The organism is Mycolicibacterium insubricum (assembly GCF_010731615.1).
Taxonomy (GTDB): Bacteria; Actinomycetota; Actinomycetes; order Mycobacteriales; family Mycobacteriaceae; genus Mycobacterium; species Mycobacterium insubricum.
Window position 1 is genome coordinate 1,473,607 of sequence record NZ_AP022618.1, and the last position, 14,567, is coordinate 1,488,173.

Consider the following 14,567-nt stretch of genomic DNA (forward strand, 5'->3'; position numbering starts at 1 on the left):
TTATATCAGCATAGCGAGGGGGCAATGTGACCGAGGCGCACCGGCCCACGTGGGTCGACGACGAGCTGTTTCCGTTCGAGAGCCGATTCATCGACATCGACGGGCACCGCATTCACTACGTGGACGAAGGGGCGGGGCCGGTGCTGCTTTTCCTGCACGGCAATCCGACCTGGTCGTTCGACTATCGGAAGGTGATCGACGCGCTGCGGACGGAGTTCCGTTGCATCGCCGTGGACTACCCCGGCTTCGGATTGTCCGCGGCGGCACCGGGATACCGGTATCTGCCCGCCGAGCATGCTGAGGTGATCGGCGGTTTCGTGGACGCGCTGGATCTGCGTGGCGTGACGCTGGTGGCCCACGACTGGGGCGGCCCGATCGGGCTGGCCGTGGCGCAGCGGCGCCCGGAGCGTTTCGATCGCCTGGTGCTGACCAACACCTGGGCGTGGCCGGTGGAGTCCCTGCTCGTGCAGACCATGTCGCATGTGATGGGCAGCCCGATCGGCCGGCTGCTCATCCGGCAGCTCAACCTCTTCGTCAACGCCATGATCCCCATCGGGCACCGGCTCACCAAGCCCACCGACGACGAGATGAACCACTACCGCAATGCTCTCGGCAACCCGGCGCGGCGGGAGGCCTCGGCGGTGTTCCCCCGGGAAATCACCGCCAGCCGGGAATTCCTCGGCGAGGTCGAAGCGGGGCTGCCCGGTATCTCGGGGCTGCCGGCATTGATCGTGTGGGGCGACGCCGACTTCGCCTTCGGCGACGACGAACTGCGGCGCTGGCAGCAGATCCTCACCGACCACCGGACCGTCATCGTCGACGGCGCCGGCCACTTCGTGCCGTCCGACGCACCCGAGCAATTCGGGGCGGCGATCCGCAGTTGGCACGGGTCGGCGTAGTGGCCCACGACGCGCACCTCGCCGCTCGGGTGCGGGCATCGTTCGGTGGCGACCCGTCGCTGAGCGAGAAGGCGATGTTCGGCGCGCTGGCCTTCCTGGTCGACGGCCGGATCGCCGTCGTCGTCAACGCCGGCGGACTGTGGGTCCGCGCTGGTGACGCCGCAGGCGCTGCCGAGCTGTTGCGGACCACCCCGGCCCGCCCGGCGGAGATGGGGGCCAAGGAGATGCGCGGTTGGGTCCAGGTCGATGCCGAGCACCTGTGGGGCCAGCCGGACCTCGATGAGTGGATCGCCATCGGCATCGCCGCGGCGTCCGCGAAGGCCGAACGTAGCCGAACACCGAACCAGGCCGCCAGCGAGTTTCACGCCTCGGTCAGCGCTTCGGCTCGGGCGGCGGCTCCGGGGTGCCCGTCCGCGACAGCAGCGCCGCCAGGTCGATGCCTGAGGCCCGCAGCGCCTCCACCACGTTGGCGACGGCGATCGGGCTGACCCCGAGCAGCGAACCGATCCCGGCCTGGGCGTCGGCGGACCCGCCGATGATGGACAGCCGGTCGATCGAGGACAGCGGGGTCGCCGCGGCCTCGGTGGCCTTGACCACCGATGCCAGCACATCGGGCAGGGTGAGCAGCCGGGCGGCCTCCGGGCTGTAGGAGTTCAGCGCCGCCGCGATCTGCTCCTTGCCCTCGGCCTCGGCGACCAGCTTGGCCTTGATGCCGTCGGCCTCGGCCTGCTGCTCGGCGCGCAGCGCCTCGGCGGCGATCTTGCGGGCGTCGGCCTCGGCGACCAGCTTGGCCTTGATGCCGTCGGCCTCGGCCTGGCGCTCCACCCGCAGCGCGTCGGCCTCGAACTTGCGGGCGTCGGCCTGGGACTCGCCGGCCTGGCGGGCCGCCTCCGCGGAGGCCTGCGCGGTGAGGATCGCGGCCTGGCGCGCGCCCTCGGCGCGGGCGATGTCGGCCTGGCGCTGGGCCTCGGCCGGGGCGATCACGTCGGCCGCCAACGCGGCCTGGGCCTGCTCGGCGCGGCGCTGCTCGACCTCGATGCGGGCCTGCACCCGGGCCGCCTCGGCCTGCTCGACGGCGATACCCACGTCCTTCTGCGCGCGGGCGTTGGCCAGCGGGCCGGCCTGGTCGGCCTGGGCGTTCTCCGCTTCGGTTTGGGCGCGCAGCCGGGCCAGCTCGACGTCGCGGCGCTGGTTGGCCGTGGCGATCGCGGTATCGGCCTCGGCCTGGGCGACGGCGCCGGCCTGGCGGGCCTTGGCGGACTGGATCTGCGCGTCGCGCTCGGCCTCGGCGGTGCCGACGGCGGCGTCCCGCTTGACCTCGGCGATACGGCGCTGGCCCAGTGATTCCAGGTAGCCGTTGCGGTCGGAGATGCCGGCGATCTTGAGCACGTCGACCTCCATGCCGATCCGCGCCAGGTCGCCGCCGGCCTCCTCGACCACGCTGCGGGCCAGCGAGTCACGATTGGAGTTGAGGTCCTCGACCGTCATTGTTGCGGTGATACCGCGCAGCGAGCCGGCCAGGATCTCGTTGATCTGGCGCTGCAATTCCTCCAGGTCGGAGGTCAGGAAGCGCTGCACCGCGGTCTGCACCGCCTCGTCGGCCGACCCGATGCGCACCAGGCCGACGGCCTCCACGTTCACCGGCACGCCGTCGTTGCTCAGGGCGTTCTGCAGGTTGATGCTGACGTTGAACGGCTCCAGGCTCATCACGTCGACGCGTTCGATGCCGGGCATCCGGAACCGTGCCCCGCCGCGCACCACCTTGGGCGTACCGCGGCCGGTGAACACCGCCACCTCGTTAGGCGGCACCTTGATGTAGTTCTTCACATAGATCAAGGGGAGCACCACCAGCAGGAGCAGCGCGGCGACCGCGGCGATGATGACGATCAGCAGGGTGGACAACGGGGCCTCCGGGTTCGGCGTTGGTCAGGACTCGGGAATGGCGACGACGTGCACGGCGTCGGGATCGACGTCGGCGATGTAGACCTTGGTGGTCTTGGGCAGGGCCGACGGCTCGGCGGTGACGGCCCGGGCGTGCACCCGGTTGCCGTCGGAGTCGACGAAGGACACCTCGCCCCAGCCGTCGGCCGGGATGTCGAGGGTGACGATGCCGAGCAGGCCGACGTAGGAGTCTCGCCCGAGGTGGGAGTTGGCCTCCTGCCGGCGCAGGTAGGGCAGCAGCAGGCCCTGGAACGCGGCCATCAACGCCAATCCGCCGGCCACCGCGATCGCGCCGGCGCCCAGCGGCGGAATTCCGGCCCAGCCGCTGATCAGCCCCCCGGTGCCTGCGCCGAGCAGCCCCGCCGACACCCCGGTCAGGCTCAGGAACGGCAGTCCGTCGTGGTGCAGGCCGAGGTCGAGGTCGGTCGCCAGCAGCGCCACCAGCACGGCGATCCCGCCGATGGCGAACATCGCCACGTATACGGTGGTCACAGGGTCCCCTTCGGCTCGCCGGATTCCATTGTCCCACCCTTCGGCGATCGCCGGACGCGCGATTTTGGGCCTGGCCGCACAGAGGGTATCGTGGTCAGACGGTGCGGTCGTCGCGCCGGCTTTTTTGTGTGTTTTCTTCGTTCGGCGGAATGCCCAGGTTGGAGCCCACGTTTTTAGTCGGAGCGCCTGCCGTGCCCGGACAGGTGTAGCAACCGACGAAGATACGAAACCGAAACGACAGGATCGCCAGAGAGTATGGCCAAGAAAGACGGCGCCATCGAGGTCGAGGGCCGCGTGGTCGAGCCTCTGCCCAATGCGATGTTCCGCATTGAGCTGGAGAACGGACACAAGGTGCTCGCCCACATCAGCGGCAAGATGCGGCAGCACTACATCCGCATCCTGCCCGAGGACCGGGTGGTGGTGGAGCTTTCGCCCTACGACCTATCCCGGGGTCGCATCGTCTACCGCTACAAGTAGCAACAACCCGAACAACGTCGTTGCGGACACCCGTGCCCGCAGCACCGGATAGTGAAAAGGATCGACAGCCGTGAAGGTGAACCCGAGCGTCAAGCCGATCTGCGACAAGTGCAGGGTGATCCGCCGGCATGGGCGGGTCATGGTGATCTGCTCCGATCCCCGCCACAAGCAGCGGCAGGGCTAGCAGCACCGCCTGCAGACGCAGTACCGACAACTGAATGATGAACTCCCAGCACCACCGGGTGGATCGCCACCCGAATACGTCCGGCACGGAGGCCGGACCCCGATTCAGGGAACGGGCTGGGACCAGACCTCCGCATTGAAGAAGGAAACACTGCCTGATGGCACGTCTCATGGGCGTTGATCTCCCGCGCGACAAGCGCATGGAGATCGCGCTGACCTATATCTACGGCATCGGCCGTACCCGCTCCCAGGAAATCCTGGCGGCCACCGGCATCGACCGGGACCTGCGCACCAAGGATCTGACCGACGACCAGGTCACCCAGCTGCGCGATTACATCGAGGGCAACCTCAAGGTGGAAGGTGATCTGCGCCGCGAGGTGCAGGCCGACATCCGCCGCAAGATCGAGATCGGTTGCTACCAGGGCCTGCGGCACCGCCGCGGCCTGCCGGTGCGCGGCCAGCGGACCAAGACCAATGCGCGTACCCGCAAGGGCCCCAAGCGCACCATCGCCGGCAAGAAGAAGGCCAGGTAAGCCATGCCCCCTCAGAAGAAAGCCGCCGGCACCGCCAAGCGCGGCAAGACCACCACCCGGCGCCGGGAAAAGAAGAACATCCCGCACGGCGCCGCTCACATCAAGAGCACCTTCAACAACACCATCGTCTCGATCACCGACCCGGCCGGCAACGTGATCGCGTGGGCCTCCTCGGGTCACGTCGGCTTCAAGGGTTCGCGCAAGTCGACCCCGTTCGCCGCTCAGCTGGCCGCCGAGAACGCCGCCCGCAAGGCGCAGGAACACGGTGTCAAGAAGGTCGACGTCTTCGTCAAGGGCCCGGGCTCGGGCCGCGAGACCGCGATCCGTTCACTGCAGGCCGCCGGCCTTGAGGTCGGCCAGATCTCCGATGTCACCCCGCAGCCGCACAACGGCTGCCGTCCGCCCAAGCGGCGCCGGGTCTAGGGCTAGGGAGGATAAAGGAAGATGGCTCGTTACACCGGACCCGTCACCCGCAAGTCGCGGCGCCTCGGCGTCGACCTCGTCGGCGGTGACCAGTCGTTTGAGAAGCGCCCCTACCCGCCCGGCCAGCACGGCCGCGCGCGGATCAAGGAGAGCGAATACCGCCTGCAGCTGCAGGAGAAGCAGAAGGCCCGCTTCACCTACGGCGTCATGGAGAAGCAGTTCCGCCGGTACTACGAGGAAGCCGTGCGCAAGCCCGGCAAGACCGGTGAGAACCTGCTGCAGATCCTGGAGAGCCGGCTGGACAACGTCGTGTACCGCGCCGGCCTGGCGCGCACCCGGCGGATGGCCCGTCAGCTGGTCAGCCACGGCCACTTCACCGTCAACGGTGTGAAGGTCAACGTGCCCAGCTACCGGGTGTCGCAGTACGACATCATCGATGTCCGCGACAAGTCGCTGAACACCGATCCGTTCATCATCGCCCGCGAGACCGCCGGTGACCGCCCGATCCCGGGTTGGCTGCAGGTGGTCGGCGAGCGTCAGCGCATCCTGGTGCACCAGCTGCCCGAGCGCGCGCAGATCAGCGTGCCGCTGTCCGAGCAGCTCATCGTCGAGCTCTACTCGAAGTAATCACCCCCCAACCGGCATCAAATAGCGGGTGCCGAGAAGGAGAAACACCCAATGCTGATCTCACAGCGCCCCACCCTGACCGAAGACGTGCTGGCCGAGAACCGGTCGCAGTTCGTCATCGAGCCGCTGGAGCCGGGCTTCGGCTACACGCTCGGCAACTCGCTGCGGCGCACGCTGCTGTCGTCCATCCCGGGCGCGGCGGTCACCAGCATTCGCATCGACGGTGTGCTGCACGAGTTCACCACCGTTCCCGGGGTGAAGGAGGATGTCACCGACATCATCCTGAACCTCAAGGGCCTGGTGGTGTCCTCGGAGGAGGACGAGCCGGTCACCATGTACCTGCGCAAGCAGGGCCCGGGCACCGTCACCGCCGGTGACATCGTGCCGCCGGCCGGGGTCACCGTGCACAACCCGGACATGCACATCGCCACCCTGAACGACAAGGGCAAGCTGGAGGTCGAACTCGTCGTCGAGCGCGGCCGCGGCTACGTCCCCGCCGTGCAGAACAAGGCGTCGGGTGCCGAAATCGGCCGTATACCGGTCGATTCCATCTACTCGCCGGTGCTCAAGGTGACCTACAAGGTCGAGGCCACCCGTGTCGAGCAGCGCACCGACTTCGACAAGCTGATCCTGGACGTCGAGACCAAGAACTCCATCAGCCCGCGCGACGCGCTGGCCTCGGCCGGTAAGACCCTGGTCGAACTGTTCGGTCTGGCACGGGAACTCAACGTCGAGGCCGAGGGCATCGAGATCGGCCCGTCGCCGGCCGAGGCGGATCACATCGCCAGCTTCGCGCTGCCGATCGACGACCTGGACCTGACGGTGCGGTCGTACAACTGCCTCAAGCGCGAGGGTGTGCACACGGTGGGCGAGCTGGTGGCCCGCACGGAGTCCGATCTGCTGGACATCCGCAACTTCGGTCAGAAGTCCATCGATGAGGTGAAGATCAAGCTGCACCAGCTGGGTCTGGCCCTCAAGGATTCTCCGGCCACGTTCGACCCGTCCGAGGTTGCCGGTTACGACGTCGCCACCGGCACCTGGAACAGCGACGCCGGCTACGACCTGGACGACAACCAGGACTACGCCGAGACCGAGCAGCTTTAACCACAGGGCTTTTCAGCCAAACCGTCCCGGTCCTACCTGATACGGGGGCCGGCCCCATTTAGGAGATAGTCGCAATGCCCAAGCCCACTAAGGGAGCCCGCCTCGGCGGGTCGTCCTCGCACCAGAAGGCGCTGCTCGCCAACCTGGCGACCGCGCTGTTCGAGCACGGCCGGATCACCACGACCGAGCCGAAGGCGCGGGCGCTGCGGCCGTACGCGGAGAAGCTGATCACTCACGCCAAGAAGGGTGCGCTGCACAACCGTCGTGAGGTGATGAAGAAGATCCGGGACAAGGACGTCGTGCACATCCTGTTCGCCGAGATCGCCCCGTTCTACTCCGACCGCGACGGCGGCTACACCCGGATCATCAAGATCGAGAACCGTAAGGGCGACAACGCCCCGATGGCGGTCATCGAGCTGGTTCGGGAGAAGACGGTGACCTCGGAGGCCAACCGGGCCCGTCGGGCCGCGGCCAAGGCTGAGGCCCCCGTCGAGTCCGTCGAAGAGGTCAAGGCCGAGGACGAGGCCATCGCCGACGCCCAGACCGCCGAGGCCGAGGCGCCCGAAGCCGAAGCCGACGAGTAACAGCGACGTCGTGAACATGCCCGCCATCGACTCCGGTGGCGGGCATGTTCCGTTGGACGCAGTGCGATTGCGCCTCGACATCTCCTACGACGGAACGGAATTCGCCGGCTGGGCCACCCAGGCCGAGCAGCGCACCGTCGCCGGGGTGATCGAGGATGCGCTGTCGACGGTGTTCCGGGAACCGGTGACCGTGCGCGCCGCCGGGCGGACCGACACCGGCGTGCACGCCACCGGCCAGGTCGCACACATCGATGTCCCGGTCGCCGCGCTGCCGCACGCCTATCCGCGCACCCGCCGCCCGGCCGGTGAACCCGAATTCGAGCCGCTGGTCCGCCGGCTGGCGCGGTTCCTGCCCCCGGATGTGCGGATCCGCGACATCACGCGCGCGCCGGCCGGATTCGACGCCCGGTTCTCCGCCCTGCGCCGGCACTACGTCTACCGGCTGACTACGGCGCCCTACGGGGTCGACCCGCAGCGCGCGCGGTTGGTCACCGGATGGCCGCGCCCACTGGACGTCGATGCGATGAACGCCGCCGCGCGGGAGCTGCTCGGGCTGCGGGACTTCGCAGCATTCTGTCGACATCGCGACGGCGCCACCACGATCCGTGAACTGCAGCGCCTCGAGGTCGTGCGCGACGGCGACGACATCACCGTGCACGTCACCGCGGACGCCTTCTGCTGGAACATGGTCCGGTCGGTGGTCGGTGCACTGCTGGCGGTGGGGGAGGGCCGCCGCGACACCGGCTGGCTGGCCACGCTGCTGGGTGCCGACCGGCGCTCCAGCGAGTTCGCCGCGGCACCGGCGCGCGGGCTGACGCTGGTGGGCGTCGACTATCCGCCCGATGGCCAGCTGGCCGCGCGCATCCGGGTGACCCGCGACCTCAGATCCGCGCCGCGATGAAATTCGCGGCCTGGTTCACCATTCCGGCCTTGATGTAGGCCGGGGCAAGGTGGTCGGGCCAGCGGGTGCGCCAGTTCTGCGGGATGGTCGGATTGCAGATCGGGTCATCGCCGTGGCACAGCTCGATGGTGCGGTCGCGGTACACCGGGGAGAAACTGGTGATCGGGCCCACCCACTGAAAACCGTTGCCGAACAACGCCACCGCGGCGATATTGGGCGCCGCGCTGGCGGGCAGCGGATTGCGGAAGGTGACGAACGGCAGCGGAACCGCCAGCACGACGTCGGACACCGCCGCGCCCAGCGAATACCCGCCCACCACGATCCGGGTGCTCGGGCAACGGGCGATCATGCCCAGGATGTGCCGGCTCATGTCGTTGGCGCCGATGTCGACCTCGGTGTTGGCCGGATAGTTCACCGCATACAGCGAGATGTCCTTGCGCGCCTTGACCCGCAGCAGGTTGTACAGGGTGGCGCCGATCTCGCCCGGACCGGGCGCCTCCATGCGCCCACGGGCGAAAACCAGCTCGGCGTGCGGGCACGCCACCGCCTCGGCATCCAGCGTCAGCCGAAGCTGCTGTGGCGCAACGATGGTGGAGAACGTAAACAGCGCTGCACCGATGATCGCCGACCAGCGGGGCACTCTCACTCGCCCCATGGTAGCCAGCCCGACGGCGGAAACCCCGTGCGCGAGATTACGGACCGGTTGCGTCTTCAGATCAGCCCGGCAACGACACCGGCCTACCCAGGGTATGGCCCGCTAAAGCAGACCCGCGATGAAGCCCGCCGCCTGGTAGGCGGGTCCGCCCGCGTAGGCGCGGTGTGCCTCGACGTCGGTGGCGTCGAAGATGCCGAGGTTGCAGACCGGGTCACCGGCGTTGCACAGGTCGATCGCGCGGCCGGCCCAGACCGGGCTGTTGGCCAGTGACATGCCGAACTTTCCGGCCGGGTTACCGAACGTCACCAGCCCCGCGATGTGCTCCGGGGCGTTGCCCGGCAGCGGTGCATCGAAGCCCAGACCGGGGACCGGGACTGCGGCGAGCGCATCCACCACCGCCGCGCCCTGCGAATAGCCGCCCAGCACGATCCGGGTGGCGGGGCAGTTGTCCATCACCCACTGGATGTGCCAGCTGGCATCGTTGGCGCCCGCCGTCGCCTGGAGGAAGTCGTAGCTGGCCGGGTAGATCACACCGTAGGCGCCCACGCTGCGACCGCCGACCTTGCCGCGCAGCGCCTGCACGAACGCATTGCCGACGCGACCCACGCCGGGATCCTCGGTGGTGCCGCGAGCCCACACCACCTCGATGTCATTACAGCCTGCAGCATGCGCCGACGGCACGGCGGTGGTGGGCAGGGCGGCGGACAGGCCGACGGCGACTGGGGCTGCCGCCAGCGCGATCAGGGCGCGGACGGCACGGAAACGGCGCGGGGAACGATTAGCGGGCACCCTCAGATGTTAGCCGGTCGGGCTGGAGTTTTCCGTGGTGGTCGACGAGCAGCACCCGGGGTTCGGGATCTCCGGAACGGGCCAGCGCCAGCCCGGCCAGCACCACCAGGCCGCCGATTCCCTGCACCCAGCTGATCGTCTCGCCGACCAGCAACCACGCCCAGGCCACCGCGAACAACACCTCGGTGAGCCCCAGCAGGGAGGCGAAGCCGGGCTTGAGCAGGGCGATCCCGATGATGCCGAGGGCGTATGCGGCAGCGCAGGCAACCAGCGCCAGGGTCAGCACCGAGACCAGCGGCGACATCGTCGCACCGGCCAGCACCACGTCGTTGCCGGTGAACCGCAGCGGCATCAGGCCGGATCCGCCGAGGGCGAGGACGGCGGCCGCGCCGACCCACAGGCCGCCGGTGGCCAGCGTCAGCGGCCGTAGCGGGGTGCCGTCGTCGGCAGTGGTCTCGGAGATGTCGCCCATCATGAAGTAGCAGGCCGCGCACACCGCGGCGGCCAGTCCCCAGGCGATGCCGACACCGTTGATCCGGGCGCCGTGGGCGACGTCGAGCACCACCACGATCCCGGCGACGGCCATGCCCACCCCGGCCAGCGTCCGGTTGCTGGGCCGGCGCCGGGTGGACAGCCACAGCCATGCCGTCACCAGGACCGGAGAGGTGTACTCCAGCAGCAGTGCCACGGCGACCGACAGATGCTGGACGGCGTTGTAGTAGCAGAGCTGGGCCCCGGCGATGGGGATCAGGCCGTAAGTCAGGACCGTCCCGGCGTGCTTGCCCACCTCCCGGAGCCATCCGCGGTTGACGAAGGCACACACCACCGTCAACGCGACCGCCCCGCCGGCGAGCCGGGCGGCCACCGCGGCGGACGGGCTCCAGCCGGCGTCCAGCAGCGAGCGGGCGAATGATCCGGACACCCCGAAGCACAACGCCGAGAGCAGCGCGAACGTCGCGCCCAGCCGGAACCGGTCGGCCGGTGCGATGCGCTGCAACACGAACGTCTCCCTATGTCATGGGTAAACTCAGATTTGCTCATGACGGTAGAGCCGGAAGGAGTCATGAGTCAAATGAGTTTCAGTCATGACACGGAGCTGTCGCTGCGGGCCGTCGCCGCCCTGGTCAATAGCGCGGACGACGACCGGGACACCCTCGCCGACGCCGGCGCACTGGCCGACTACCTGGCCGAATGGGGCTGGACCGGCCGCCACGACGGCGATGACGCCGAACTCGCCGACGTCCGCCGGCTGCGCACCCGGCTCGGCGACATCTGGGCGCACGCCGGTGACGAGGAGCACACGGTCACCGCCGTCAACGCGCTGCTGGCCGACACCGACGCCCGGCCCTGGCTGACCCGGCACGCCGAACTGCCCGACTGGCATCTGCACTTCGGCGACCCCGAGGACCCGCTGGCCCAGCGCATGGGTGCCGAGGCTGCGATGGCGCTGGCCGACGTCATCCGGGCCGGCGAACTGCGCCGGCTGCGCTCCTGCGCCGCACCGGACTGCGACGCCGTGTTCATCGACCTGTCCCGCAACCGGTCCCGCCGGTTCTGCGACACCGGAAACTGTGGCAACCGGCTGCACGTCGCCGCCTACCGGGAACGCAAGAACACCGCCGCCCACCGATAGCCCTGTGCACGACGGAACCGCCCGGGGGCCGCGTCGGCCGTAACGTCGGCGCATGAACCACGCGAGCGGCGACCTGCGGTTCCTGCGCCGCCGGGCCGCCGCGGCGCTGCGGCCACCGGATAACTCCGGGCCGGCGCTGACGGCGGGGGCCGTGCTGACCGCGATGCTGCTGGCCACCCGCGCCGTCGACCTGCTGGGCCCCGCACCCACCGTCGGCGACGGCGCCGTCGTGATGTCGGCGGACACCGGGGCGCGCTACGTGCGGATCGGCGACACCGTGCACCCGGTCCTCAACCTCACCTCGGCCCGGCTGATCGCCGACAACCCGGCCGCACCCCGCCGGGTCTCCGCCGCGGCCCTGGCCGGGACGGCCCGCGGAGCCACCCTCGGCATCCCCGGCGCCCCCGACGACGTAGGAACGCCGCTGCCGACGACGACCTGGGCGGTCTGCGACAGCACCGAGGCCACCACCGTCCTGATCGATCAGCGGCCCCCGGCCGGGGACAGCGCCGCGCTGGTCACCGGGCCGTCGGGGCGTCGCTACCTGCTGACCGGCGGGCACCGCCACGAAGTCGCCGCCGACCCCGGCGTGAACCGGGCGCTGGGCGTCGACGCGGGGCGGGCCCGGCCGGTGTCCGCCACCCTGCTGGCACTGCTTCCCGAGGGCCCCCCGATTACGCCGGTGCGCGTCCCGTTGGCGGGCAACCCCGGACCGGCGGCTCTCGGCCACGTCCGGGTCGGCGAGGTCATCGGCACCGAACGCGCCGGCGCCCGCCGGTACTACCTGGTGCTGGCCGGCGGGGTGGCGCCGATCGGCGCGCTGGCCGCCGACCTGCTGCGGTTCACCGGCGGAGACCCGGGCGCTCGGATCCGCCCGGTATCGGCCGCCGCTCTCGCCGCGGTACCCACCGCCGCGCTGCCCGCGGTGGCCGGGCTGCCCGAGGCCGTCGGGGCCATCGACACCCGGGCCGACGGCGTGCTGTGCGCGGGCCTCGACGCCGACGGCGCGGCCCGGACCTGGGTGGCCGACGCCCCACCCCTGCCACCGGGACGACACGCCGTCGCACTGGCCGGAGCCGATGGCCCCGGCCCGGCCGTCGACGCGGTCTTCGTCCCACCCGGGCGATGCGTGTATCTGTCCGGGCCCGACGGCCGCTCGGTGCTCACCGACACCGGGGTGCGCTATCCGGTCGACGACGACGCCGCCCGGGTACTGGCACTGGGGGAGCATCCGCTGCCCGCACCGCCGGGGCTGACGGCCGGGCTGCCGACGGGCCCCACACTCAACCGCGCCGCAGCCGCCGTCGCCCACTGAGCCCAACGGCCAGCAGCGCCGCGCACACCCCGGCGCCGGCGAACGCGGTACCCCGGCCCCGATCGGCGCGGGCGGCCGCCGGTGCCGCGGGCAACGTCACCGGTGCAAAAACACCGGCCGCCGGAGCTTGGCTCTCCGGGCGCAGCGCGGCGCCGACATCGATCATCCCGTTGCCGGACAATGGATTCCAGGATCCACCGACAGCCGTCGCCTCAATCCGGGCCATCACCTGCCGAGCGGTCAACTCCGGGAAGGCGCTGCGCACCAACGCGGCCAGACCGCTGACCACCGGGGCGGCATAACTGGTCCCCGACAGCGGCCCGGGACGGCCGAACATCGTCACCTCGTTCAACAGTGAACGGCCGTCCGGATTCAGCGACACCAGATTCTCGCCCGGCGCGGCGACGTCCACCCACGGGCCGGCCAAGGTGAAGGCCGAGGCCGCTCCATCGGCGCCCAGCGAACCGACGGTGAGCACATAGTCGTCGTACCAGGCGGGGCTGACCGCGACCGTCGCGGTGCGCCAGTCCAATTGCGCACCGGTGGGCTGCTGCGCCGGGCACTGTCCCGGCCCCCCGGTGTTGCCGGCCGCGGCCACCACCACCGCATCCTTGACGTCGACCGCGTAGGCCAGAGCTGCACCGAGCGCACGGTCCTCGATCCCGCCGGCCGCGCACGCCACCGTCGAGATGTTGATGACCGTCGCGCCCAGATCCGCGGCGGTGCGCACCGCCGCGGCCAGCGTCCCGACGTCACCGACCCCGGTGACGCCCGGTTGCCCGGCCGGCCCGAACTTCATGCTGGTCTGCCGGATCGCGATGATCGTGGCGTCCGGGGCCAGCCCAAAGAACCCAGAGGGATCCTCGGGATCCGGTGTGGCCGCGATGATCCCGGCCACGATGGTGCCGTGGCCGTCGCAGTCGCCGGTGCCGTCCCCGGTCGCCACGAAATCACCGCCGGCGCGCACGTCGCGCAGCCGGCGGTGCCGGGTCACGCCGGTGTCGATGACGGCGATCCGCTGGCCCCGCCCCCGATTCGGCCCGGAAACCGACCGGGCTAGTGGGGCAAGGGGATTGACCTCGGGCTGCAGGTCCCGGGCCGCCCCGGCCACCGTGCACGCGCTGCGCTGACGGGTCGGGCGCACCGGTGCCGGTCGGGCCGGCTCCGGCAGCGCCGCGGAGTCCACCGCCGTCGGGCCGGTCGCCGGCGGCTCGGCGGCAACTGCGGGCAGCCGCACCAGCCCCAGCGTCCAGGCCGCCACCGGCAGTACCGCGACCATCGCCACCGTCCCGATCCGCGCCGCCGTACTCCGCCCACCCGACTCCGGGCGCACGCGACACAGTCCCACGGCGGCGGCCGCGGCAACCGGCGCCGCCACGGCGGCCACCGGCCAGCGCAGACCCAGAACCACCGTTGTGACACCGGCCGCGGCCACCGCCCCGGCCAGCAGAGCGATCCGGCGCGGCGCGTGCGGTTCGGCGGGCAGCCGGGCCGCGAGCAGCACCGCCAACAGCGCCGACCACAGTGTGGCCCGCATGGTGCCCGCCGGCAGCGAAGCCGCTGCCCCGACGGCGGCCAATACTGCTGCGGCACCGGTGAATCCGGTCAGTAGGGCGTGCCCACCGTCGGGCCCGGCATCGGGCCGCGGCGCGGACTCCGACAACTCGGCCGACAGTGCCGCCGATAGCCCGCTCACCCGAAGCGTCAGCCGCGCAGCACCGGCCAGCACCGCCGCGGCGGCCACGCCCAGCAGCACCCCGTCCCCGCCCGGCGGCAACCCGACCGAGCAGCCCACACCGCCGACGGCCGCGACGGCCACCCCCACGGTGGCCACCGCCGCCCCCTCGCCGCCACCCCGCGCACCGAGAATCGCGGCGGTCGCCACCGCGGCCCCGCACAGCAGCAGCCGCGGGGCCACCGCGGCGCCGGGCACCGCGAGATACCCGCAGAGCGCAATCGCCCACAGCGCCAGCCACCGGCCGCAATGCCCGGTCGCCGCCGTCGTCCAGTC

General features: G+C 70.8%; 18 protein-coding genes. 12 read left to right on the top strand and 6 right to left on the bottom strand.

The genetic code is table 11. The features are described from left to right. Window positions 1-26: 26 nt before the first annotated feature. On the top strand, window positions 27-899 hold the full coding sequence (locus G6N16_RS07070; RefSeq protein ID WP_163787811.1) for an alpha/beta fold hydrolase: 873 nt from the start codon (window positions 27-29) through the stop codon (window positions 897-899). Next, the gene (locus G6N16_RS07075) at window positions 899-1,387 is read left to right on the top strand and encodes a TfoX/Sxy family protein (protein WP_083032715.1); all 489 of its coding nucleotides are present in this window, start codon (window positions 899-901) and stop codon (window positions 1,385-1,387) included. Before G6N16_RS07070 ends, G6N16_RS07075 begins: the two co-directional genes overlap by 1 nt. Here G6N16_RS07075 and G6N16_RS07080 read toward each other — a convergent pair. Together G6N16_RS07080 and G6N16_RS07085 are read right to left on the bottom strand one after the other, a co-directional pair. After that, window positions 1,272-2,801 (bottom strand): flotillin family protein, encoded by a 1,530-nt coding sequence (locus G6N16_RS07080; protein WP_083032717.1) that lies wholly within the window; start codon window positions 2,799-2,801, stop codon window positions 1,272-1,274. The genes G6N16_RS07075 and G6N16_RS07080 overlap by 116 nt on opposite strands. 24 nt (window positions 2,802-2,825) lie before the next feature. Continuing rightward, window positions 2,826-3,311: a hypothetical protein gene (locus G6N16_RS07085; RefSeq protein ID WP_179961247.1), complete on the bottom strand. Its 486-nt coding sequence runs from the start codon at window positions 3,309-3,311 to the stop codon at window positions 2,826-2,828. Window positions 3,312-3,587: 276 nt separating this feature from the next. Here G6N16_RS07085 and infA point away from each other — a divergent pair, with 276 nt between their 5' ends. The 8 genes from infA (at window position 3,588) to truA (ending at window position 8,164) form a co-directional block, all read left to right on the top strand. Beyond that, a complete protein-coding gene (gene infA / locus G6N16_RS07090; RefSeq protein ID WP_003418601.1) occupies window positions 3,588-3,809 on the top strand; it encodes a translation initiation factor IF-1 in 222 nt (73 codons plus the stop codon). A gap of 70 nt (window positions 3,810-3,879) precedes the next feature. After that, window positions 3,880-3,993 carry a 50S ribosomal protein L36 gene (gene rpmJ, locus G6N16_RS07095; protein WP_003879483.1) on the top strand — a complete coding sequence of 38 codons (114 nt, stop codon included), beginning with the start codon at window positions 3,880-3,882 and terminating at the stop codon, window positions 3,991-3,993. Window positions 3,994-4,150: 157 nt separating this feature from the next. Then, complete coding sequence (gene rpsM, locus G6N16_RS07100; RefSeq protein WP_060998921.1) at window positions 4,151-4,525, top strand: 30S ribosomal protein S13; 375 nt, start codon at window positions 4,151-4,153, stop codon at window positions 4,523-4,525. A gap of 3 nt (window positions 4,526-4,528) precedes the next feature. Continuing rightward, entirely contained in the window at window positions 4,529-4,948 is a 420-nt protein-coding gene (gene rpsK / locus G6N16_RS07105) for a 30S ribosomal protein S11 (protein ID WP_083032720.1), read from the top strand. Window positions 4,949-4,969: 21 nt separating this feature from the next. Beyond that, complete coding sequence (gene rpsD, locus G6N16_RS07110) at window positions 4,970-5,575, top strand: 30S ribosomal protein S4 (RefSeq protein WP_083032721.1); 606 nt, start codon at window positions 4,970-4,972, stop codon at window positions 5,573-5,575. Window positions 5,576-5,626: 51 nt separating this feature from the next. Then, window positions 5,627-6,679, top strand: a complete 1,053-nt coding sequence (locus G6N16_RS07115; protein WP_083032723.1) for a DNA-directed RNA polymerase subunit alpha — start codon at window positions 5,627-5,629, stop codon at window positions 6,677-6,679. 74 nt (window positions 6,680-6,753) lie between these two features. Continuing rightward, on the top strand, window positions 6,754-7,263 hold the full coding sequence (rplQ, locus tag G6N16_RS07120; protein WP_083032724.1) for a 50S ribosomal protein L17: 510 nt from the start codon (window positions 6,754-6,756) through the stop codon (window positions 7,261-7,263). Between the two features lie 16 nt (window positions 7,264-7,279). Continuing rightward, on the top strand, window positions 7,280-8,164 hold the full coding sequence (gene truA / locus G6N16_RS07125; RefSeq protein WP_083032752.1) for a tRNA pseudouridine(38-40) synthase TruA: 885 nt from the start codon (window positions 7,280-7,282) through the stop codon (window positions 8,162-8,164). Here truA and G6N16_RS07130 read toward each other — a convergent pair. From G6N16_RS07130 to G6N16_RS07140, 3 genes are all read right to left on the bottom strand, one after another. Further along, window positions 8,145-8,819 carry a cutinase family protein gene (locus G6N16_RS07130; RefSeq protein ID WP_083032726.1) on the bottom strand — a complete coding sequence of 225 codons (675 nt, stop codon included), beginning with the start codon at window positions 8,817-8,819 and terminating at the stop codon, window positions 8,145-8,147. The two genes, truA and G6N16_RS07130, sit on opposite strands and share 20 nt — an antisense overlap. 102 nt (window positions 8,820-8,921) lie before the next feature. Next, window positions 8,922-9,608: a cutinase family protein gene (locus G6N16_RS07135; RefSeq protein ID WP_110810931.1), complete on the bottom strand. Its 687-nt coding sequence runs from the start codon at window positions 9,606-9,608 to the stop codon at window positions 8,922-8,924. Beyond that, window positions 9,598-10,608, bottom strand: a complete 1,011-nt coding sequence (locus G6N16_RS07140) for an EamA family transporter (protein WP_083032727.1) — start codon at window positions 10,606-10,608, stop codon at window positions 9,598-9,600. Before G6N16_RS07140 ends, G6N16_RS07135 begins: the two co-directional genes overlap by 11 nt. Window positions 10,609-10,680: 72 nt before the next feature. On the opposite strand from G6N16_RS07140, the gene G6N16_RS07145 reads away from it, so the two are divergent. After that, entirely contained in the window at window positions 10,681-11,241 is a 561-nt protein-coding gene (locus G6N16_RS07145; RefSeq protein ID WP_083032729.1) for a CGNR zinc finger domain-containing protein, read from the top strand. A gap of 52 nt (window positions 11,242-11,293) precedes the next feature. Continuing rightward, on the top strand, window positions 11,294-12,556 hold the full coding sequence (gene eccB / locus G6N16_RS07150; RefSeq protein WP_083032730.1) for a type VII secretion protein EccB: 1,263 nt from the start codon (window positions 11,294-11,296) through the stop codon (window positions 12,554-12,556). On the opposite strand, the gene mycP is transcribed toward eccB, so the two are convergent. Beyond that, a complete protein-coding gene (gene mycP / locus G6N16_RS21740) occupies window positions 12,525-13,835 on the bottom strand; it encodes a type VII secretion-associated serine protease mycosin (protein WP_407663682.1) in 1,311 nt (436 codons plus the stop codon). The genes eccB and mycP overlap by 32 nt on opposite strands. Window positions 13,836-14,567: the final 732 nt, after the last annotated feature.

What these genes read in the sequence shown, in the direction of transcription:
- G6N16_RS07085 (WP_179961247.1), bottom strand. Translation starts at nt 3,311, where the DNA reads ATGTTCGCCATCGGCGGGATCGCCGTGCTGGTGGCGCTGCTGGCGACC.
- infA (WP_003418601.1), top strand. Translation starts at nt 3,588, where the DNA reads ATGGCCAAGAAAGACGGCGCCATCGAGGTCGAGGGCCGCGTGGTCGAG.
- rpsM (WP_060998921.1), top strand. Translation starts at nt 4,151, where the DNA reads ATGGCACGTCTCATGGGCGTTGATCTCCCGCGCGACAAGCGCATGGAG.
- rpsK (WP_083032720.1), top strand. Translation starts at nt 4,529, where the DNA reads ATGCCCCCTCAGAAGAAAGCCGCCGGCACCGCCAAGCGCGGCAAGACC.
- rpsD (WP_083032721.1), top strand. Translation starts at nt 4,970, where the DNA reads ATGGCTCGTTACACCGGACCCGTCACCCGCAAGTCGCGGCGCCTCGGC.
- G6N16_RS07115 (WP_083032723.1), top strand. Translation starts at nt 5,627, where the DNA reads ATGCTGATCTCACAGCGCCCCACCCTGACCGAAGACGTGCTGGCCGAG.
- rplQ (WP_083032724.1), top strand. Translation starts at nt 6,754, where the DNA reads ATGCCCAAGCCCACTAAGGGAGCCCGCCTCGGCGGGTCGTCCTCGCAC.
- truA (WP_083032752.1), top strand. Translation starts at nt 7,280, where the DNA reads ATGCCCGCCATCGACTCCGGTGGCGGGCATGTTCCGTTGGACGCAGTG.
- G6N16_RS07130 (WP_083032726.1), bottom strand. Translation starts at nt 8,819, where the DNA reads ATGGGGCGAGTGAGAGTGCCCCGCTGGTCGGCGATCATCGGTGCAGCG.
- G6N16_RS07145 (WP_083032729.1), top strand. Translation starts at nt 10,681, where the DNA reads ATGAGTTTCAGTCATGACACGGAGCTGTCGCTGCGGGCCGTCGCCGCC.
- eccB (WP_083032730.1), top strand. Translation starts at nt 11,294, where the DNA reads ATGAACCACGCGAGCGGCGACCTGCGGTTCCTGCGCCGCCGGGCCGCC.
- mycP (WP_407663682.1), bottom strand. Translation starts at nt 13,835, where the DNA reads ATGGTCGCGGTACTGCCGGTGGCGGCCTGGACGCTGGGGCTGGTGCGG.